This window comes from Streptomyces sp. NPDC043861 (assembly GCF_056435905.1).
In genome coordinates, this window is the sequence record NZ_JBWKDP010000004.1 from 341,867 (window position 1) to 358,969 (window position 17,103).

The following is a 17,103-nucleotide window of genomic DNA, read 5'->3' on the forward strand; positions in this document are numbered from 1 at the left end:
AGCTGGGCGCTGGCACGGTGACGCAGCTGTACACGGCCCGCCGGCCCATTGGCCGAGGCCCTCCTCACCAAGGCCCGCCAGTCGGTCGACCACCCTGACGGAACCCCGACGGCTTTCGCGCGCCGTGGTCGGTCCGTGCGGGGGCCGCTGTACCGGCGCGGTTCGCGATGCGCCGGGACGCTCCCGGCCGCTGCCTGACTGCGGTGCGTCGCGGTGGGCATCAAGGTCGGCGTGGATCGCGGGGGGTGGGTGACGACGGTGCGCAGTGTCGCGGTGCGGGTCACGGTCGGCGCGTGTCGCCTTGCTGCGAAGGTGCGTTGGGCGTCCGACCGCTGTGCCGGCCGTCGCCGAGTGCTCCGCCGCAGCTTCCGGTGACCACCCCCACCTTGACGGAGGATGGGGCGACGCATAGCGTCGCCCAGGGCTGAGCGAGCGCTTAGCCCGTCCGTCGGCCGGCCGGTGCCGCGCCCGCGTTCGACAGAAGGACAACCCGTGCCGCACGCCCGTTCCGCCGCCCTCACCGCGCCCGGTGCCCCCTTCGCCGTCGCCGACGGGACGTACGCGTCCGGGCCGCGCACCCTGCGGGAATTCGTCGAGGCCACCTGGGCGTTCGGGGAGCGGCCGTTCCTGGTGGCGGAGAGCGGGACGACGTACACGTACGCGGAGTTCTTCGCCGCCGCATCCGCTCTCGCCCGACGCCTCACCGAGGAGTACGGGCTCCGGCCCGGCGACCGGGCCGTCGTCGGAATGCGCAACCATCCCGAATGGCAGATCGCCTTCTGGGCAGCGCAGCTCGCCGGGCTGATCGCCGTGCCGCTCAACGCCTGGTGGACCGCGGAGGAGTTCGCGTACGCGCTCGAGGACTGCGAGCCCCGGGTGCTCCTCGTCGACGGGGAACGGCTGCCCAGGGTCGGCGTGTGGGCGAGGGAGCGGGCGGTACCCGTGATCGTCTTTCACCATGGAGCGGCGGTCGGCGACGGCGTCGTGCGGTACGAGGACCTGCCCGCCCCGGATCCTGCGGCCGCGCCGCCCGATGTCGAGGTACGGCCCGAGGACGACGCCACGATCATCTATACGTCCGGCACCACGGGCAGGCCCAAGGGGGCCGTCGCCACGCACCTCGCACAGGCCGGCGCCGCGATGAATCCCCGCTACACCGCTGCGGCCTCGGCACTGGGCAGGGGAGACGTGCCGGGGCGTTCGTCCGCACCCGTGAGCCTCATGACCTTCCCGTTCTTCCATGTGGCCGCCTTCACCACGTTCTACTCGGTGATGGCCGTGGGCGGGACGCTCGTGCTGATGCGGAAGTGGGACGCCGAGAAGGCCCTCGGCCTGATCGAGACGCACCGGGTCACCCACTACTCGGGGGTGCCCACCACGGCGATCCAGCTGCTTGACGCCGCGGAGCGGCAGGGTGCGGAACTGGGGAGCCTCACGCATCTCAACACGGGTGGAGCAGCGGTGCCGCCCGGTTTCGTCGGCCGGCTCACGGCGCGGTACGGGCAACGGATCGAACCCCGCAACGGCTATGGGCTCACCGAGACCAGTGGCGGCGTGACGGCGAACTTCGGTGCGGAGTACCGGGAGTTCCCGGAAAGTGTGGGGCGGCCCACCCCGGTCACGGAGGCAAAAGTCGCCGGGCCCGCGGGCGAGCCCCTTCCCGAGGGCGAGATCGGCGAGCTGTGGCTGCGCGGGCAGTCGCTGGCGCGCGGCTACTGGCGCAGTCCCGAGGCCACGGCGGCCGCGTTCACACAGGACGGCTGGTTCAGGACCGGTGACCTCGCGACCGCCAGGGACGGCTGCCGGATCTCGATCGTCGACCGGATCAAGGACGTGGTCATCCGCGGCGGGGAGAACGTGTACTGCGTCGAGGTCGAGGCCGTCCTCCACGACCATCCGGACGTCGCCGACGCAGCCGTCCTCGGGGTGCCGCACCCCGTACTCGGGGAGGAGGTCGCCGCCGTCGTCCAGCTGCGACCGGGGGCCGCCGTGACCACGGACGAGCTGCGGACCCATGTCGGCAGGAGCCTCGCCGCCTTCAAGGTGCCGGCCCATGTCGTCGTGCGGGACCAGCCGATTCCCCGCAACCCCACCGGGAAGATCCTCAAGCGGGAGCTGCGTGCGCCGGTCGGAGCACACGTCCGGGCCCTGGGTGCCCGGCCGGCGACCCTCGCGGACAGCGGGCCGGACCACGGGAGGTAGCCCGAAGTGCAGGGCGCCGGACGCGGGGGCGTGGCGGCACGAGGCAGGCGGGCCGGGCGAGCGCGGCGATCCGGGCCCGGGGCGCGGGCTCGGGGCGCAGGCTCGCTTCCGCCGCGCAGAACTCGGGCAACGGCTCCGACCGCCGGGAGCCGGCGCGGGTCCTTAGGTGGCTTCCGGCCGGACGGGGCTCAGGGGCGGGTGATCCGTACCCGGTAGGTCCCGGACGGGGCTCAGGGGCGGGTGATCCGTACCCGGTAGGTCCCGGACGGGGCTCAGGGGCGGGTGATCCGTACCCGGTAGGTCCCGGATGCGTCCTCCGACACCACCGTGATCCGGATCTTGTTGCGTGCGTCCGTGAACGACTCGCCCGGGCGGTACGGCGCGTCCGACAGCTCGGCGTGCACATTGGGCCTGCGCGTGCAGCCGCCGCTGTCCTGGTCGCTGTCGGCGACGCGCACCGGCCCCTGTCCGGTGTCGATGTCCGTCTCGACCCGGTAGACCAGGACGCCCGGCTCACAGACCGCCTCGTCGTTGCCCTCCCGGGTGCGTACCTCCACGGCGTACCCGGAGTCCTCACTGAGCGGCACGAAGACGAGCTTGCGTCCGCCGTCGACGGCCAGCGGCGTGAGGTCGTACTCGCGCGTTCCGCCGACGGATGCACAGCTGACCTGGTCGTTGTCGAGCCAGCCGAGCTTCCACTTGTGCCAGCCCAGCAGGTCGTTGTTGGCACCCCAGTCCTCGGACATGATGTCCCAGTGGCCGACGGCGCCGCCGCCCTCCGAGGTGTAGAGGTCCGGCAGACCGAAGACATGGCCGTTCTCGTGCGGGAGCACCCGGAAGCCCGTCTCGTCGTAAGTCCCCGAGCCGTCGTCCTGGCGGCTGTAGACGAAAGAGGTGTTGGCGAGCGGCACCCCGTCCGCATAGGGCGCGTCGTGGTTCCCGGAGAAGGTCACGGACAGGACGGTGTCCAGCGCCGACGGGCCGGCGTTCGGTGTGACCAGGACGTTGACCAGGTCGTACGCACTGAAGTCCACCTGTGGGTCCGCCGCCGTCACCATGTCCTGCACCAGCTGCCGGTAGCCGGGCTCGAAGGGCGAGCCGCGGTCTATCCCGTAGGCGGCGAAAGGCATCGGCATCCGCAGCCAGTCCGACAGCGGGGCCTCGGGACGGTAGCTGAGGCGTCCGTACGAACTGGTCGCGAACCACTTCTGGGTCGCCGGGAAGAACTCGCCGAACCGCTCGAGTGCCGTTCCCTCCCCGGGCGCATCGGGAAAGTCGATCATGATGCTGAGGGCGCGGACCTCACCTGTGGAACGCACGTATCCGGGCGGCGTGGGCAGGCCCTCCGACATCTGCACGCCCATGGTGGCCGCGATACGGCAGGGCCCGAGAGCCGATTCCTCTGCGGTGGTGATCGGGCTGCCGGACGAGGAGCGCGAGGCGTCCGGGAGGACCGAGCTTGCCGAGGTGAGCGCGCCGAGGGCGAGTGCGGCGACGGCGCCGAGCGTGCCGGGTGTGCGTATCCGGCGGCGGGTCTGCTGCATGCGGTCGCCTTCGGGTCCGCGGCAGCCGGCCGGTCCTCGACTGCGCTCCGTTCGATCAGCCTGGGTCGGGCCGGGGACGTGCGCGCGCCGGGTGGGCCGATCGTGGGACACGCCCGGATTCCGTTGCGGCGAATGATCGGGGAGTGTGATTCAGGTCACAGGAATTTCTTCCCGTGAGGCGAAATAACCGGGGAGTGTCTCCCCGTTTACACCCGTGTCCCCGCGAAACGGGGAGCCTTTCCCCGGTTCGGATGACCGGCCGGTGAGGACCGCAGGAATGACGACGAGAGGGAGTGGAGCCGTGAGCCCCGCCACCGACACCGCAGCACGCCGGGCCGGCCGGCCCCGGGCCGATGCGCTGCGCAACCGGGAGCGGATCGTGTCGGCGGCCCGTGAGATGTTCGTCGAGTTCGGGCCCGATGTCCCGCTCGACGAGATCGCTCGCCGCGCAGGTGTCGGCAACGCCACCCTCTACCGGAACTTCCACGACCGGGTCGCCCTGGTCCACGAGGTCGTCCTCAGCGTGATGGCCCGGACCACCGAGCGGGCCGAGGAGGCGGCCGCCGAGGAGGCGGACCCCTTCGCCGCACTGACCCGCTTCACCCATGCGGCCGCGGACGAGCGGATCGGCGCGCTGTGCCCGATGCTCTCCGGCGGCTTCGACATGGGCCATCCCGAGGTGCTCGCCGAGCGCGACCGGCTCGAAAGTGCCGTCCAGGGCCTCATGGACCGCGCACAGGCAGCGGGCAGGCTCCGTGCCGATGTCGCCGTCGGTGACCTGATGGTGGCGCTCTCCCAACTCACCCGGCCGCTCCCGGGCACCGCGTGCCCGGACATGGACCGGTTCACCCACCGCCATCTGCAGCTGCTGCTGGACGGACTCGAAGCGCCTGCGCGTTCCGAACTCCCGGGCACGGCCGCGACATTGGAGGACCTGCGGCACAAGCCATGAGCGGCCACGCTCCCCGAGCGGCGACCGACGAGCAACCGGCCGACCTGTAATCCGCAACCGGCAATGAGCAACCAGCAGCCACGACCCGTCAAACGCGACCCGTGACTGCGCAAGCCATCACTACGCACGCCGTCACTGCGCGACCCGTGGTACGCGACCCGTAGTCCGATTCGATCCGACTTCCGCAGGCCCCCGGTCGGCCGGCTCCGCAGGCCGACCCGCTTCCGAACCGACGACTTTCGGCGGCCGGCACCTCACGCACACCGGCCGCACGACGCCCGTTTCGCCCAGATCACGTTCTTACGCATCCCTAGGTGGCTACACCCATGTCAGAAACAGCCGGAACTCGACTCCCGGACCCCGGTCGCTGGAAAGCACTGGTCTTCATCGCCCTTGCCCAGTTGATGGTCGTGCTCGACGCGACGATCGTGAACATCGCGCTGCCGTCGGCCCAGCAGGACCTGGGAATCTCGGACGGCAACCGGCAGTGGGTCATCACCGCCTACGCCCTCGCCTTCGGCGGTCTGCTGCTCTTCGGCGGGCGCATAGCCGACCTGTGGGGCCGTAAGCGCACCTTCGTCGTCGGTCTGCTCGGCTTCGCCGCCGCCTCCGCGCTCGGCGGCGCGGCATCCGGCGAGGCCATGCTGCTCGGCTCACGGGCCCTGCAGGGCGCCTTCGGTGCACTGCTCGCACCCGCCGCGCTCTCGCTGCTCGCGGTGATGTTCACCGATGCCAAGGAGCGGGCCAAGGCGTTCGGCATCTACGGTGCGATCGCAGGTGGCGGTGGCGCCGTCGGTCTGATCCTCGGCGGCTTCCTCACCGAATACCTGGACTGGCGCTGGACGTTCTTCGTCAACATCCCCTTCGCGATCGTCGCGGCAGCGGGCGCGTACTTCGTCATCCGTGAGCCGGCCGAAGGCCGCAACCGCTCGTCTCTCGACATCCCCGGCGTCATCCTGTCCACCCTCGGTCTGGTGGCGCTCGTGTACGGCTTCACGCGCGCCGAGTCGGACGGCTGGTCGGACTCCGTGACGGTCGGTCTCTTCGTCGCCTCGGCCGTGCTGCTCGCCGCCTTCGTCGTCACCGAATCGAAGGTCCGCTCGCCGCTGCTGCCGCTGCGCGTTCTGACCGACCGCAACCGGGGTGGTGTCTATCTCTCGCTGGGCCTCGCCATCATCGCGATGTTCGGCCTGTTCCTCTTCCTCACGTACTACCTGCAGGTCGTCAAGGGGTACTCGCCGGTCAAGACCGGCTTCGCCTTCCTCCCGATGATCGCGGGCATGATCATGGGCTCCACGCAGATCGGCGCCCGGCTGATGACCCGTGTGCCGCCCCGGCTGCTCATGGGCCCGGGCTTCCTGGTCGCCGCGACGGGCATGCTGCTGCTGACGCAGCTCGAGATCGGGTCGTCGTACACCGGTCTGATCCTGCCCGCGCAGCTGCTGCTGGGCCTCGGTATGGGTACCGCCTTCATGCCGGCCATGTCGCTGTCCACGCACGGTGTCGAGGCACGGGACGCGGGCGTCGCCTCCGCGATGGTGAACACCTCGCAGCAGGTGGGTGGCGCGATCGGCACGGCTCTGCTGAACACGATCGCCGCGTCCGCGACCACCGGCTACATCACCGCCCACGCGGCGGGTGCGGCCGGGCCCAAGGCGCAGCAACTGCTGCAGCTGCAGGGCATGGTGCACGGCTACGCCAGCGCCATCTGGTGGGCCGTCGGCATCCTGGCGACCTCCGCGGTCATCGCCATCACCTTCATCAACACGGGGCGGCCGGGTACGACGACCGTGGCGTCCTCCGGGAACGGCGTCGACGACGAGGTGAAGATCCCGGTCGTCGCACACTGACCAGTGCCGGCGCCGCCATGAAGTCGGGGCCACCGACAGGGAGCGGGGCCGTGCCCGGGTTCACCGAACCCGGGCACCGGCCCGTCGCCGATGTGCAGCCCGGGGGCGCGGCGTATCGCGTCCGGCCGGGCCCGTTACTGTCCCCGTCCCGGGGGCCGGCCTCTGTAGCCGTACCCGCACCAGGGCCACCCCTGCCCGCGCCGGACCAGCGTCCGCCGGACGCGGCGGACCCGGAGTGCCGTGCAGGCGGCCGTGGGTATCAGCGCAGCCAGGGCAGGTCGGCGCCGGTGCCGTCCGGCTCGAGACCCTCGGCCATGGTGCGGGCGATCTCGCCGAGCTGGCGGACCTGTTCAGGGGTGAGTCTGTCGAAGATCGCCTGCCGTACGGCCGCCACATGCCCCGGTGCCGCCTTCTTCAGGACCTCGTACCCCTCGTCGGTGAGATATGCGTTCTGGCCGCGCCTGTCGGACGGACAGTCCTCGCGGCGCACCCAGCCGTTCTTCTCCAGGCGGGCGATGGCGTGCGAGAGCCTGGACCGCGTGATCTTGGCGTCCTTGGCCAGCTCGGTCATGCGAAGGCGGCGGCGCGGTGCCTCGGCGAGCTGGACGAGCAGGCCGTAGTAGATGTGCGGCATGCCCGCGTCCCGCTGGAGCTGGCGGTCGAGGGTGTCCTCGAGGAGGGTGGTGGCGTGGCGGTACGAGCGCCACACATGCTGCTCCTCGGTGCTGAGCCAGCGGACGTCGCCCGCGTTGGGTGCGGTGGTCATGTATCCACTCTACGAGCCTATTCTTGAAAGTTGAACAAGATGGGTCTAATCTGATGTCCAAGAAAGCTTGAAGTTTCAAGGTCAACTCCTCGGGAGGGGCTCATGGGCACCGTGGAATCCGGGAACCGTGTGGACCCCGCGGATGCGGCAGGCGTCGCCGCGGCCGGTCCGGCCGCCGCGGAGCGGATGCCCGTCCTCTACCTCTCCCACGGTGCGCCTCCGCTCGCCGACGACCCGGTCTGGCCGGGTCAGCTCGCCGCCTGGTCGGCGGAACTGCCGCGACCCAAGGCCGTCCTGATGGTCTCCGCGCACTGGGAGGAGGCGCCGCTCGCGCTCGGTGCCACGGAGACCGTGCCGCTCGTGTACGACTTCTGGGGCTTCCCCGAGCACTACTACCGGGTCCGGTACGGGGCGCCGGGAGCGCCGGTGCTCGCCGACTCGGTGAGGAAGCTGCTGCGCGGTCCCGGCACGCCCGTCCAGGACATCGCGGATCGCGGCCTCGATCACGGCGCGTACGTCCCGCTGGTCGCGATGTACCCCGGCGCCGACATCCCCGTACTCCAGATCTCCATGCCGACGCTCGACCCTCAGCGGCTCCTCGCGATCGGCCGCAGGCTCGCACCGCTGCGCGACGAGGGCGTGCTGATCGTCGGCAGCGGTTTCTTCACCCACAACCTGGCGGCGCTGCGTCATACGGGCGGTGTCCCCGGGTGGTCGGCGGAATTCGACGACTGGGGGAGGCGTGCGCTGGCCGCCGGGGACATGGACGCGCTGCTGGACTTCGAGCGCAAGTCACCGGCAGGGAGGCTCGCCCATCCGCGCACCGAGCACTTCGCGCCACTGTTCGTGAGTCTGGGCGCATCGGACAGCGACCCGGCGCAGGGCCGGAGCGTCATCGACGGCTTCTGGATGGGGCTGGCGAAGCGCTCGGTCCAGTTCGGCTAGGTCGCGTGGGCCGGCCTTTCGGGCGGGTACTCGGGTCGGGCCCTTCGGTCGGGCCTTTCGGGCGGGTACTCGGGTCGGGCCTATCGGCTCGTCCTCGGGCCGGGTCCTACGGTCCGGCCTCTCGACTACGCCTCGGGGGCGGGGTCTTCGGTCCGGTCGAGCCTCTTCTCGAACCAGGCCACGTCCCAGTACCGGCCGAACTTCCGCCCGACTTCCCCGTATGTGCCGACGTGCCGGAACCCGAAGCGCTCATGGAGCCGGACCGAGGCCTCGTTCGGCAGGGCAATGCCTGCGTAGGCGCGATGCAGGTCCTCTTCGGCGAGTGCGTCGAACAGCGCGTTGTAGAGGAGGGTGCCGACGCCGCGGCCCGTTGCGTCGGGGGCGAGGTACACGCTGACCTCCACCGAGGTGACGTAGGCGGGCTTCGGGCGAAACGCACTGCTCGTCGCGTACCCAATGACCCGGTCGGAACGGACATCCCGAGCAACCAGAAGGCGGTGGGGGCCGTCTTCAGGGTGGGAGTGCAGCCAAGGCAGACGCTGCTCGGGCGTGAATGCGGCAGTGTCGAAGGTGACGGCCGTCTCGCGCACGTAGTGGTTGTAGAGCTCTGTGAGGGCCGGGAGATCGGCCTCCGAGCCCGCTCTGACCTGCGTATCCGTGTGCGACAGCATCTTTCCTCCCCGTGCAGCGGCACAGGGTACTGCAAGATCACAAAAATCCATGCACCCCGCGGGAATTCTGTCCGGTTTCCAGTCGTTGTTTCCCTCGGATGCAGGACACCCTGAAGACTCTGACGGGTGTCGCGACCTACACAGCAAGGGAGCACGCATGGCAACCCGGGCCGTCGCCCGCCGTCAGTCCGCCACCAATGGGGCCAGGGCCGATGGGGCAAGCAGTGTTCGCGCCGTGGGCGGGGAGATCGCCGACCGCGACCTGGTCGGCATGTATCTCGACGAGATCGCGCGCACGCCCCTGCTCGACGCAGCGAAAGAGGTCGAGCTCTCCCAGACGATCGAGGCCGGCGTGTACGCCAGGCAGGTTCTCGACGGCGCTGTGACATCGGACGTTGCCGAGGAGGGCTCAGGAGGCGGGGGCGGAGCCACGCGCGAGGAGCTCGAGGTGCTGGTCGCCGAGGGCGAGCGCGCCAAGGACATCTTCATCCGGTCGAACCTCCGCCTGGTGGTGGCCGTCGCGCGACGCTATCCGCGCAGCGGGCTTCCGCTGCTGGACCTGATCCAGGAAGGCAACGCGGGCCTGGTGCGCGCGGTGGAGAAGTTCGACTACGCCAAGGGCTTCAAGTTCTCGACGTACGCGACATGGTGGATCCGCCAGGCCATCACCCGTTCCATAGCCGATCAGTCCCGCACGATCCGGCTGCCTGTCCACCTCGTGGAGGAGCTGGGCCGGATCCGTCGTGTCCAGCGAGAGTTCAACCGTGAGAACGGCCGTGAGCCCGAGCCGGCCGAGGTGGCCGCGGAACTGGGCTCGACGCCGGAGCGGGTCACGGACGTGCTGGACTGGGCCCGCGACCCGGTCTCGCTGAACATGTCGGTGGACGACGACGGTGACACGCAGTTCGGCGATCTGTTGGAGGACACCTCGGCGGTGTCGCCCGAGCAGTCGGTGCTGACGCTGCTGAGGAGCGAGGAGCTCGACGATCTGATCGACCAGCTCGACCACCGGACCGCGTCGATCATCCGCATGCGGTACGGCATCGAGGACGGCCGCGAGCGTACGCTGACCGAGGTCGGCAAGGAGCACGGTCTGACACGTGAACGCATCCGCCAGATCGAGAAGCACGCGCTGCTCGAGCTGAAGCGCATGGCTCGGGACACCGGCTTCGACGCGGCGGCGTAGCCCGTGTGGGGCCTCGGCCCCACCCCTGAGCGGACCCCGGCACCTTCCCCCCGGTGTCGGGGTCCTTTGTGTCCGGGCGCGCTCGGCGGGGAGCGGGTGGGGGGAGGCCCGGCAGAGCGCACGAGCGTGCGGGCGGGAGGCCGCGCAGGCAGGCGTGCGGGTGGGAGGCAGCGCAGGAAGGCGTGCCCGGCCGGCACGATGGGTCCGCTCGCCGTGCCTGCCGGCGGTGTCAGCCCGCAGCGCGTGTGAGGCGCGCGCCCATCTCCGTCACGAAGTCGGCCAGAGCCGCAGGGCCGTGGACCGTGAACTCGCAGTCGACCAGGGCCAGCCGGACCGCGAGCCACTCCAGCGAGTCCTGGGCGCGGGTCCGCAGACGGCAGCTGTCCGGGCCCGTGGCCTCGGGCGTGCCGAGGTAGCCGGGGAGCCGGGCCGAGACGAATTCCGCCGGCGCCCGGAAGGACACGTCCAGGGCGTGTTCCGGCTGGTTGCGGAACATGGAGTGGGAGAGGAGCTTCGCGGCGTCCCAGCCGTCCGGCACCTCGCGCGGTGTGAAGCGGGCGCCGGTCGCGAACGCATCGCTCACCCGGTCCACCCGGAAGGTGCGCCAGTCCTCCCGCTCGACGTCGAAGGCGACCAGGTACCAGCGCCGGCCCGTCGAGACGAGCCGATACGGCTCGACCTGCCGCTTCGTCTCCGTGCCGTCGCCCGAGCGGTAGCCGAACCGCAGTCGCTCCCGCCCGGTGACCGTCGCCGCGATGGCCGTGAGCGTATGCGGGTCAACGGTGGCGCCGTCGCCCCGAGTGAAGGGGATCACCGCGTTCTGAAGGGTCGAGACCCGGTGCCGGAGCCGCGACGGCAGCACCTGCTCCAGCTTTGCGAGGGCCCGTACTGACGCCTCCTCGACGCCTTCGATGGCGTGGCCGGCCCCCGCTCGCAGTCCCACCGCGATGGCGACGGCCTCCTCGTCGTCGAGGACCAGCGGCGGCATCGCGGCCCCTGCTACCAGCCGGTATCCGCCCACTGCGCCCTTGGTCGCCTCGACGGGGTAGCCGATGTCGCGCAGCCGGTCGATGTCCCTGCGGATGGTGCGCGGGCTGACCTGGAGCCGTTCGGCGAGTTCGCTGCCCGGCCACTCGCGCGGGGTCTGGAGGAGGGACAGAAGATTCAGCAGTCGTGCCGGAGTGTCTGCCATGTGTTCGAGAATGCCAGCGTTCTAGGACATGAGCTGACCTATATCCTCACTAGTTTCCTCCCATGAGCTCCGAAGCCGCCGTACCGGATACGGCAAAGTCCACGACTGCCCCCGCTTCCGTTCCGTCCCCCGCGTCCGCCCCGGCGGCCGAGTCCGTTCCCGCAGCGGCCGACCGGCGTCGCTGGATAGCCCTGGCCATCGTCATGACCGCGGCCTTCATGGACCTGGTCGACGTCACCATCGTCAATATCGCGATCCCGAGCATCGAGCGGGACCTCGGCGCGTCATTCGGAGCGATCCAGTGGGTCACTGCCGGTTATGCCCTGGCCTTCGCTGCCGGTCTCATCACGGGTGGCCGGCTCGGTGACATCTTCGGCCGCAAGCGGCTGTTCCTGATCGGTATCACCGGTTTCACCATCGCCTCGGCGTTGTGCGGGTTCGCTTCGGACGCGGACATGCTGGTCGCCGCACGGCTGCTGCAGGGTGCCATGGCCGCGATGATGGTGCCGCAGGTGCTCGCGATCATCCATGTCACCTTCCCGGCGCATGAACGGGGCAAGGTCTTCGGGATGTTCGGCGCGGTCGTCGGCCTCGGTGCGGTGTCCGGGCCGCTGCTCGGTGCGCTGCTGACCCAGTGGAATCTGTTCGGGCTCGAGTGGCGGCCGATCTTCCTGATCAATCTGCCCGTCGGTATTGCCGGAGTCATCCTCGGCCGGAAGTTCATCACCGAGTCCCGTGCCGAGAAGGCGCTCCGCCTCGACCTGGGCGGTGTCGTCCTCGTCACCGTCGGTCTGCTGATGCTGATCTACCCCCTCACGCGGGGCCGTGAGCTGGACTGGCCGCTCTGGGGTCATCTGTGCATGGCGGGAAGCCCCCTCGTGTTCGGTGTGTTCGTGGCGTACGAGAAGTGGAAGACGCGCAAGGACGGCTCGCCGCTCGTCGAGCTGTCGCTGTTCCGCGTGAAGAGCTTCGCCGCCGGTATCGCGGTCCAGCTGACCTTCGGTCTGGTCATGGGCATCTTCTTCCTGGTCTGGACGCTGTACATGCAGGTCGGGCTGGGTTGGAGCCCGCTGAAGGCGGGGCTGACCGGGGTGCCGTTCTCCATCGCGGTGTCGCTGGCGGCCGGAATGTCCGTGCAGAAGCTGGTGCCTCGCTTCGGCCGGAAGGTGCTGCAGGCGGGGGCGCTGACCATGGCGGCCGGTCTGCTGATCTACATCTGGGAGGCCGGGCGCTACGGCACCGGGATCCACTCCTGGCAGATGATTGCGCCACTCGTGATCATGGGGCTCGGGATGGGTCTGATCGTCGCGCCGCTGACGGACGCGGTGCTCTCCGATGTGCCGCGTGAGCACGCGGGTTCCGCGTCCGGGCTGATCAACACCACCATGCAGATGGGCAATGCCCTGGGTCTCGGACTGGTGTCGGTCGTCTTCTTCCGCACCATCGACGACCAGCAACTGACGCCGAGCACGGTGGGGACGGCGTTCTCGGACGCCTTCCAGGGCGCGCTGTGGTGGGTCGTCGCGGTGCTGGGCGCGATCTTCCTGGTGATGTTCGCACTGCCGGCGCGGCCCAAGCAGCACCTGGAGGGCGGCGCCGTCGCGGGCGAGGCCGAGCCCACGGACGACCTGGGCAGGCAGGAGCGGGAGGCGGCGCTGACGCATTGAGCCCGCAGGCCGAAGGATCGGCCCGGTGCCGGGAACATGTCCAATGTTCCCGGAACCGGGCCTTTCCTATGGCCCGCAAAGCCCGAATATGTCTGTTCAATGCCCGAATCTGTTTACTTACGCCTTTGCTGGGCGTACTCTTGCGAGGAAACCACAGGTTCGGACATGGAACGGATGTAAACCCACATGTACGCACCGGAGCGCCAGCAGCAGATCCTGCGACTCGCCCGTGAGGGCGGACGCGTCGACGTGCAGTCTCTCGCCGACGCGTTCCAGGTCACCGCCGAGACCATCCGGCGCGATCTGAAGGCCCTGGACAGGGCCGGGCTGGTACGCAGGGTGCACGGTGGAGCCATTCCGGCAGGCCGACTCGACTTCGAACCGGACCTCGCGGAGAGGGAGTCCACCGCCGCCGACGAGAAGGACCGGATAGCGCGGGCGGCGCTCGCCGAACTGCCGGAGGAGGGCAGCGTCGTCCTCGACGCGGGCTCGACGGTTGCCCGCCTGGCGGCGGAACTTCCGCTGGACTGCTCGCTCACCGCCGTCACCCATGCCCTGCCGGTCGCGGCGAGGCTCGCCGATCACCCCGGCATCGATCTGCATCTGGTCGGCGGCAGGGTCCGTCACCGGACGCGTGCCGCTGTCGACGCCTGGGCGCTGCGTGCCTACGGAGAGATCCGCGCCGATGTCGCATTCCTCGGCACGAACGGCTTTTCGGTCACCGCCGGGCTGACCACACCCGATCTCGCCGAGGCAGCCGTGAAGCGCGCAGTCGTGGCGGCGGCACGACGTGTCGTACTGCTCGCCGACTCGGCCAAGTGCGGCGAGGAGCACTTCGCGCGCTTCGCCGGGCTCGCCGAAGTCGATCTGCTCATCACCGACAGCGGGCTCAGCCCCGAGGACGCCGCGGCGATCGAGGCCGCGGGCACGAAAGTGGTACGCACATGATCCTCACCATCACCCCCAACCCGTCGCTGGACCGGACGTACGAGATCCCGGACCTGGAGCGCGGCGCGGTGCTGCGTGCCGCCGGCGAACGACTGGACCCCGGCGGCAAAGGCGTCAACGTCTCCCTGGCGGTCGCGGCGGCCGGGTACCGCACCGTCGCCGTGATGCCGCTCGGCGGCGCACCGGGTGCGCAGGTCGCCCAGCTTCTCGAGGGCGAGGGCGTCGAGGTCGCACCGGTGAGGATCGCCGGGACGACACGGTCGAACATCGCACTTGCGGAGCGGGACGGCACGCTGACGAAGATCAACGCGCCCGGGCCGCGGCTCACGACCGGTGAAGCACGAGCTCTGCTCGCAGCGGTGATGGAGCGCTCCTCCTCCATGGCGTGGATCGTCTGCTGCGGCAGCCTCCCCCTGGGCCTCGCCCCCGCCTGGTACGCCGAACTGGTCACCCGGGCGCACGAATGGGGAGCCCGGATCGCCGTGGACACATCCGGACCCTCTCTTCTGGCCGCGCTCCCCGCCCGGCCGGACGTCGTGAAGCCGAACTCCGACGAGCTCGCCGCGGCAGTCGGACGGCCGCTGTCGACCGTGGGGGACGCGGTGAAGGCGGCGGAGGAACTGCGCTCGCTCGGGGCCCGAACCGTGCTGGCAAGCCTGGGCGCGGACGGGCAGTTGCTCGTCTCCGACGCGGGCGTCCACTACGGTGCCGCGCCGGTCTCCACCGTACGGAGCAACGTCGGCGCCGGGGACGCCACGCTGGCCGGCTTCCTGACGGCGGGCGGCGAAGGCCCCGGCGCCCTGGCCGCCGCGGTGGCGCACGGCGCCGCCGCCGTCCAACTCCCCGGCAGCGTGATGCCCACGCCGACCGACCTCGATCCCACCGCGGTGACGGTGACCGCGGACGTCCCCCTGGACCTCGCACTCACAGAGCAAGGGAGCCCGCGATGAGCGACATGATCACCGCGGACCTGGTCGACCTCGACCTGGCCGCCGCAACCAAGGAAGATGCGGCCCGTTCGCTGGCCGAACGCATGCACACGCTCGGCCGCGTCACCGACATCGACGGCTTTCTTGCGGACGTGGCTGCGCGGGAGGCGCAGATGCCGACGGGCCTCGACGGCGGGATCGGCATCCCCCACTGCCGCAGCGCACATGTCGCCGAACCGACCCTGGCCTTCGGTCGTGCGCTCGGCGGCATCGATTTCGGTGCTCCCGACGGCCCCGCGGACCTCATCTTCCTCATAGCGGCCCCGGCGGGTGCGGATGACGCCCACCTCACCATCCTCTCCTCCCTCGCCCGTCGGCTCATGGACGGGAACTTCACCGATGCCCTGCGCACAACGGCCTCACCGGCCGCCGCCGCGGCCCTGCTCCGCGGAGACGCCGACCCGGACGCGGCGACAGCGGCGACCGGAGCGGCGGACGGGGACGAGGCCGAGGACGAAGCGGCCGGCACCGAAAACGCCGTGCCCGCACAGGCCACCGCCATGGATGAGGCCACCGGCCGGGGTGCACCGGACGCCGTCGGGGAGCCGTTGGCCACCGGCGGCCCGTCTGCCGTCGAACGGCCCGTCGGCGCAGGCGACACGAGTACGGCGCCCGGGCCGACAGCTGCCGCCCCGGCGCAGCCCACCGCCCTGCCGGAAGGCACCGGATCCGCCCCGGCGCCCGGGGGTGGAGGAGACGGACGGTTCCGGATCGTCGCCATCACCTCCTGCCCTACCGGCATCGCCCACACCTATATGGCTGCCGAGTCCCTCGAGAGGGCCGGTCACGCCGCAGGCGTCGAAGTCGCCGTAGAGACCCAGGGATCGGCCGGGTTCACCCGACTCGACCCGGCCGTCGTCGCGGCCGCCGACGGCGTGATCTTCGCGCACGACGTGCCCATCAGGGAGAAGGACCGGTTCGCCGGGAAACCGACCGTCGATGTCGGGGTGAAGGCCGGGATCAACCGGCCCGCGGAGCTCATATCGGAGGTCAGGGGCAAGGCCGCCCGCGGTGAGGTGGACCAGGCGGCCACTCCCGGCCCGGCGGAGCGCGCCGGCGAGCCCGGCGAAGGGTACGGCACCAAGCTCCGCAAATGGCTGATGTCCGGCGTCAGTTACATGATTCCGTTCGTCGCGGCCGGCGGTCTGCTCATCGCTCTCGGCTTCGCCATCGGCGGATACGAGGTCGCCGGCGCCAAGCCCGTCGCGGAGGCCTTCGCCTGGGGCGACCACAGCAGCTGGGCCGCCCTCCTCTTCCAGATCGGCGGGCTGGCGTTCAGCTTCCTGATCCCCGTCCTCGCCGGATACATCGCCTACGGAATGGCCGACCGTCCCGGACTCGTTCCCGGTTTCGTCGGCGGGGCCATCGCGATCACGATCAAGGCGGGCTTCCTCGGCGGCCTGGTCGCGGGACTCCTTGCGGGCGCCGTGGTGCTGGCGGTCCAGAAGGTCAGGGTGCCCGCAGTGCTGCGGGGCATCATGCCCGTCGTCGTGATCCCTCTGGTCTCGTCGGTGATCGTCGGGTTCCTGATGTTCCTGGTGATCGGGAAGCCGCTTGCGAAGCTCCAACAGGGGCTCACCGACTGGCTGAACGGTCTCACGGGCGCCAACGCCGTCATCCTCGGCGTGATCCTCGGCCTGATGATGTGCTTCGACCTGGGCGGCCCGCTCAACAAAGTCGCCTACACCTTCGCGGTCGGCGGTCTTGCCGATGCCACCGACGGCTCCTTCAAGGTCATGGCCGCCGTGATGGCCGCGGGCATGGTGCCGCCGCTGGCGCTTGCACTGGCGACGACCGTGCGCGGCAGGCTGTTCACCAAGGCGGAGCGCGAGAACGGCAAGGCGGCCTGGGTGCTGGGTGCCTCGTTCATCACGGAGGGCGCGATCCCCTTCGCGGCGGCCGACCCCCTTCGGGTCATCCCGGCGGTGATGGCGGGTGGCGCGGTGACCGGTGCCCTGTCGATGGCTTTCGGCTGCACGCTGCGCGCACCGCACGGCGGCATCTTCGTGGTCCCGCTGATCGGCAACCCGCTGCTCTACCTGGTTGCCATCCTCGCGGGCACCGTCGTCGGCGCGGGCCTGGTCCTCCTGCTCAAAGGTATGAGCAGGAGGACGTCGACGGTGAACGGAGCGGTCACGGCGGCGTCGGACCGGTCCCGGGTGGCCGCGGCCGTCTGAGCCCGGTCCCGGGA

At 70.5% G+C, this 17,103-nt stretch carries 13 protein-coding genes; 9 read left to right on the forward strand and 4 right to left on the reverse strand.

Annotated features, from left to right (window positions below):
* Window positions 1–396: 396 nt before the first annotated feature.
* Complete coding sequence (locus AC068D_RS12385) at window positions 397–2,202, forward strand: class I adenylate-forming enzyme family protein (protein WP_478822922.1); 1,806 nt, start codon at window positions 397–399, stop codon at window positions 2,200–2,202.
* A 272-nt stretch (window positions 2,203–2,474) separates the two neighbouring features.
* Here AC068D_RS12385 and AC068D_RS12390 read toward each other — a convergent pair whose 3' ends face one another.
* Window positions 2,475–3,746, reverse strand: a complete 1,272-nt coding sequence (locus AC068D_RS12390; protein ID WP_478822923.1) for a M6 family metalloprotease domain-containing protein — start codon at window positions 3,744–3,746, stop codon at window positions 2,475–2,477.
* A 277-nt stretch (window positions 3,747–4,023) separates the two neighbouring features.
* Between AC068D_RS12390 and AC068D_RS12395 the strand changes: the two genes are divergently transcribed.
* Both AC068D_RS12395 and AC068D_RS12400 read left to right on the forward strand, forming a co-directional pair.
* Entirely contained in the window at window positions 4,024–4,698 is a 675-nt protein-coding gene (locus tag AC068D_RS12395) for a TetR/AcrR family transcriptional regulator (protein WP_478822924.1), read from the forward strand.
* Between the two features lie 326 nt (window positions 4,699–5,024).
* Window positions 5,025–6,548 (forward strand): MFS transporter, encoded by a 1,524-nt coding sequence (locus AC068D_RS12400; RefSeq protein WP_478822925.1) that lies wholly within the window; start codon window positions 5,025–5,027, stop codon window positions 6,546–6,548.
* Window positions 6,549–6,807: 259 nt separating this feature from the next.
* Here AC068D_RS12400 and AC068D_RS12405 read toward each other — a convergent pair whose 3' ends face one another.
* Window positions 6,808–7,314, reverse strand: coding sequence for a MarR family winged helix-turn-helix transcriptional regulator (locus AC068D_RS12405; protein WP_478822926.1), 507 nt, complete (start codon window positions 7,312–7,314; stop codon window positions 6,808–6,810).
* Window positions 7,315–7,500: 186 nt separating this feature from the next.
* On the opposite strand from AC068D_RS12405, the gene AC068D_RS12410 reads away from it, so the two are divergent.
* Entirely contained in the window at window positions 7,501–8,259 is a 759-nt protein-coding gene (locus tag AC068D_RS12410) for a dioxygenase family protein (protein WP_478823133.1), read from the forward strand.
* 125 nt (window positions 8,260–8,384) lie between these two features.
* Here AC068D_RS12410 and AC068D_RS12415 read toward each other — a convergent pair whose 3' ends face one another.
* Window positions 8,385–8,930 carry an N-acetyltransferase family protein gene (locus AC068D_RS12415; protein WP_478822927.1) on the reverse strand — a complete coding sequence of 182 codons (546 nt, stop codon included), beginning with the start codon at window positions 8,928–8,930 and terminating at the stop codon, window positions 8,385–8,387.
* 157 nt (window positions 8,931–9,087) lie between these two features.
* On the opposite strand from AC068D_RS12415, the gene AC068D_RS12420 reads away from it, so the two are divergent.
* Window positions 9,088–10,116: a sigma-70 family RNA polymerase sigma factor gene (locus AC068D_RS12420; RefSeq protein ID WP_478822928.1), complete on the forward strand. Its 1,029-nt coding sequence runs from the start codon at window positions 9,088–9,090 to the stop codon at window positions 10,114–10,116.
* Window positions 10,117–10,345: 229 nt separating this feature from the next.
* On the opposite strand, the gene AC068D_RS12425 is transcribed toward AC068D_RS12420, so the two are convergent.
* Complete coding sequence (locus AC068D_RS12425) at window positions 10,346–11,308, reverse strand: helix-turn-helix transcriptional regulator (protein WP_478822929.1); 963 nt, start codon at window positions 11,306–11,308, stop codon at window positions 10,346–10,348.
* Window positions 11,309–11,370: 62 nt separating this feature from the next.
* Between AC068D_RS12425 and AC068D_RS12430 the strand changes: the two genes are divergently transcribed.
* The 4 genes from AC068D_RS12430 (at window position 11,371) to AC068D_RS12445 (ending at window position 17,089) form a co-directional block, all read left to right on the forward strand.
* Entirely contained in the window at window positions 11,371–12,975 is a 1,605-nt protein-coding gene (locus AC068D_RS12430) for an MFS transporter (protein ID WP_478822930.1), read from the forward strand.
* 186 nt (window positions 12,976–13,161) lie between these two features.
* Entirely contained in the window at window positions 13,162–13,923 is a 762-nt protein-coding gene (locus tag AC068D_RS12435; RefSeq protein ID WP_478822931.1) for a DeoR/GlpR family DNA-binding transcription regulator, read from the forward strand.
* On the forward strand, window positions 13,920–14,873 hold the full coding sequence (gene pfkB, locus AC068D_RS12440) for a 1-phosphofructokinase (protein ID WP_478822932.1): 954 nt from the start codon (window positions 13,920–13,922) through the stop codon (window positions 14,871–14,873). The genes AC068D_RS12435 and pfkB overlap by 4 nt, the downstream gene beginning before the upstream one ends.
* A complete protein-coding gene (locus tag AC068D_RS12445; RefSeq protein WP_478822933.1) occupies window positions 14,870–17,089 on the forward strand; it encodes a PTS fructose transporter subunit IIABC in 2,220 nt (739 codons plus the stop codon). Before pfkB ends, AC068D_RS12445 begins: the two co-directional genes overlap by 4 nt.
* The last annotated feature ends 14 nt before the right edge of the window (window positions 17,090–17,103 follow it).

Excerpts from the sequence above, each read along its gene's own strand:
- AC068D_RS12435 (WP_478822931.1), top strand. The coding sequence starts at position 13,162 with ATGTACGCACCGGAGCGCCAGCAGCAGATCCTGCGACTCGCCCGTGAG.
- AC068D_RS12385 (WP_478822922.1), top strand. The coding sequence starts at position 397 with ATGGGGCGACGCATAGCGTCGCCCAGGGCTGAGCGAGCGCTTAGCCCG.
- pfkB (WP_478822932.1), top strand. The coding sequence starts at position 13,920 with ATGATCCTCACCATCACCCCCAACCCGTCGCTGGACCGGACGTACGAG.
- AC068D_RS12425 (WP_478822929.1), bottom strand. The coding sequence starts at position 11,308 with ATGGCAGACACTCCGGCACGACTGCTGAATCTTCTGTCCCTCCTCCAG.
- AC068D_RS12405 (WP_478822926.1), bottom strand. The coding sequence starts at position 7,314 with ATGACCACCGCACCCAACGCGGGCGACGTCCGCTGGCTCAGCACCGAG.
- AC068D_RS12445 (WP_478822933.1), top strand. The coding sequence starts at position 14,870 with ATGAGCGACATGATCACCGCGGACCTGGTCGACCTCGACCTGGCCGCC.
- AC068D_RS12400 (WP_478822925.1), top strand. The coding sequence starts at position 5,025 with ATGTCAGAAACAGCCGGAACTCGACTCCCGGACCCCGGTCGCTGGAAA.
- AC068D_RS12410 (WP_478823133.1), top strand. The coding sequence starts at position 7,501 with ATGCCCGTCCTCTACCTCTCCCACGGTGCGCCTCCGCTCGCCGACGAC.
- AC068D_RS12390 (WP_478822923.1), bottom strand. The coding sequence starts at position 3,746 with ATGCAGCAGACCCGCCGCCGGATACGCACACCCGGCACGCTCGGCGCC.
- AC068D_RS12395 (WP_478822924.1), top strand. The coding sequence starts at position 4,024 with ATGACGACGAGAGGGAGTGGAGCCGTGAGCCCCGCCACCGACACCGCA.
- AC068D_RS12420 (WP_478822928.1), top strand. The coding sequence starts at position 9,088 with ATGGCAACCCGGGCCGTCGCCCGCCGTCAGTCCGCCACCAATGGGGCC.
- AC068D_RS12415 (WP_478822927.1), bottom strand. The coding sequence starts at position 8,930 with ATGCTGTCGCACACGGATACGCAGGTCAGAGCGGGCTCGGAGGCCGAT.
- AC068D_RS12430 (WP_478822930.1), top strand. The coding sequence starts at position 11,371 with ATGAGCTCCGAAGCCGCCGTACCGGATACGGCAAAGTCCACGACTGCC.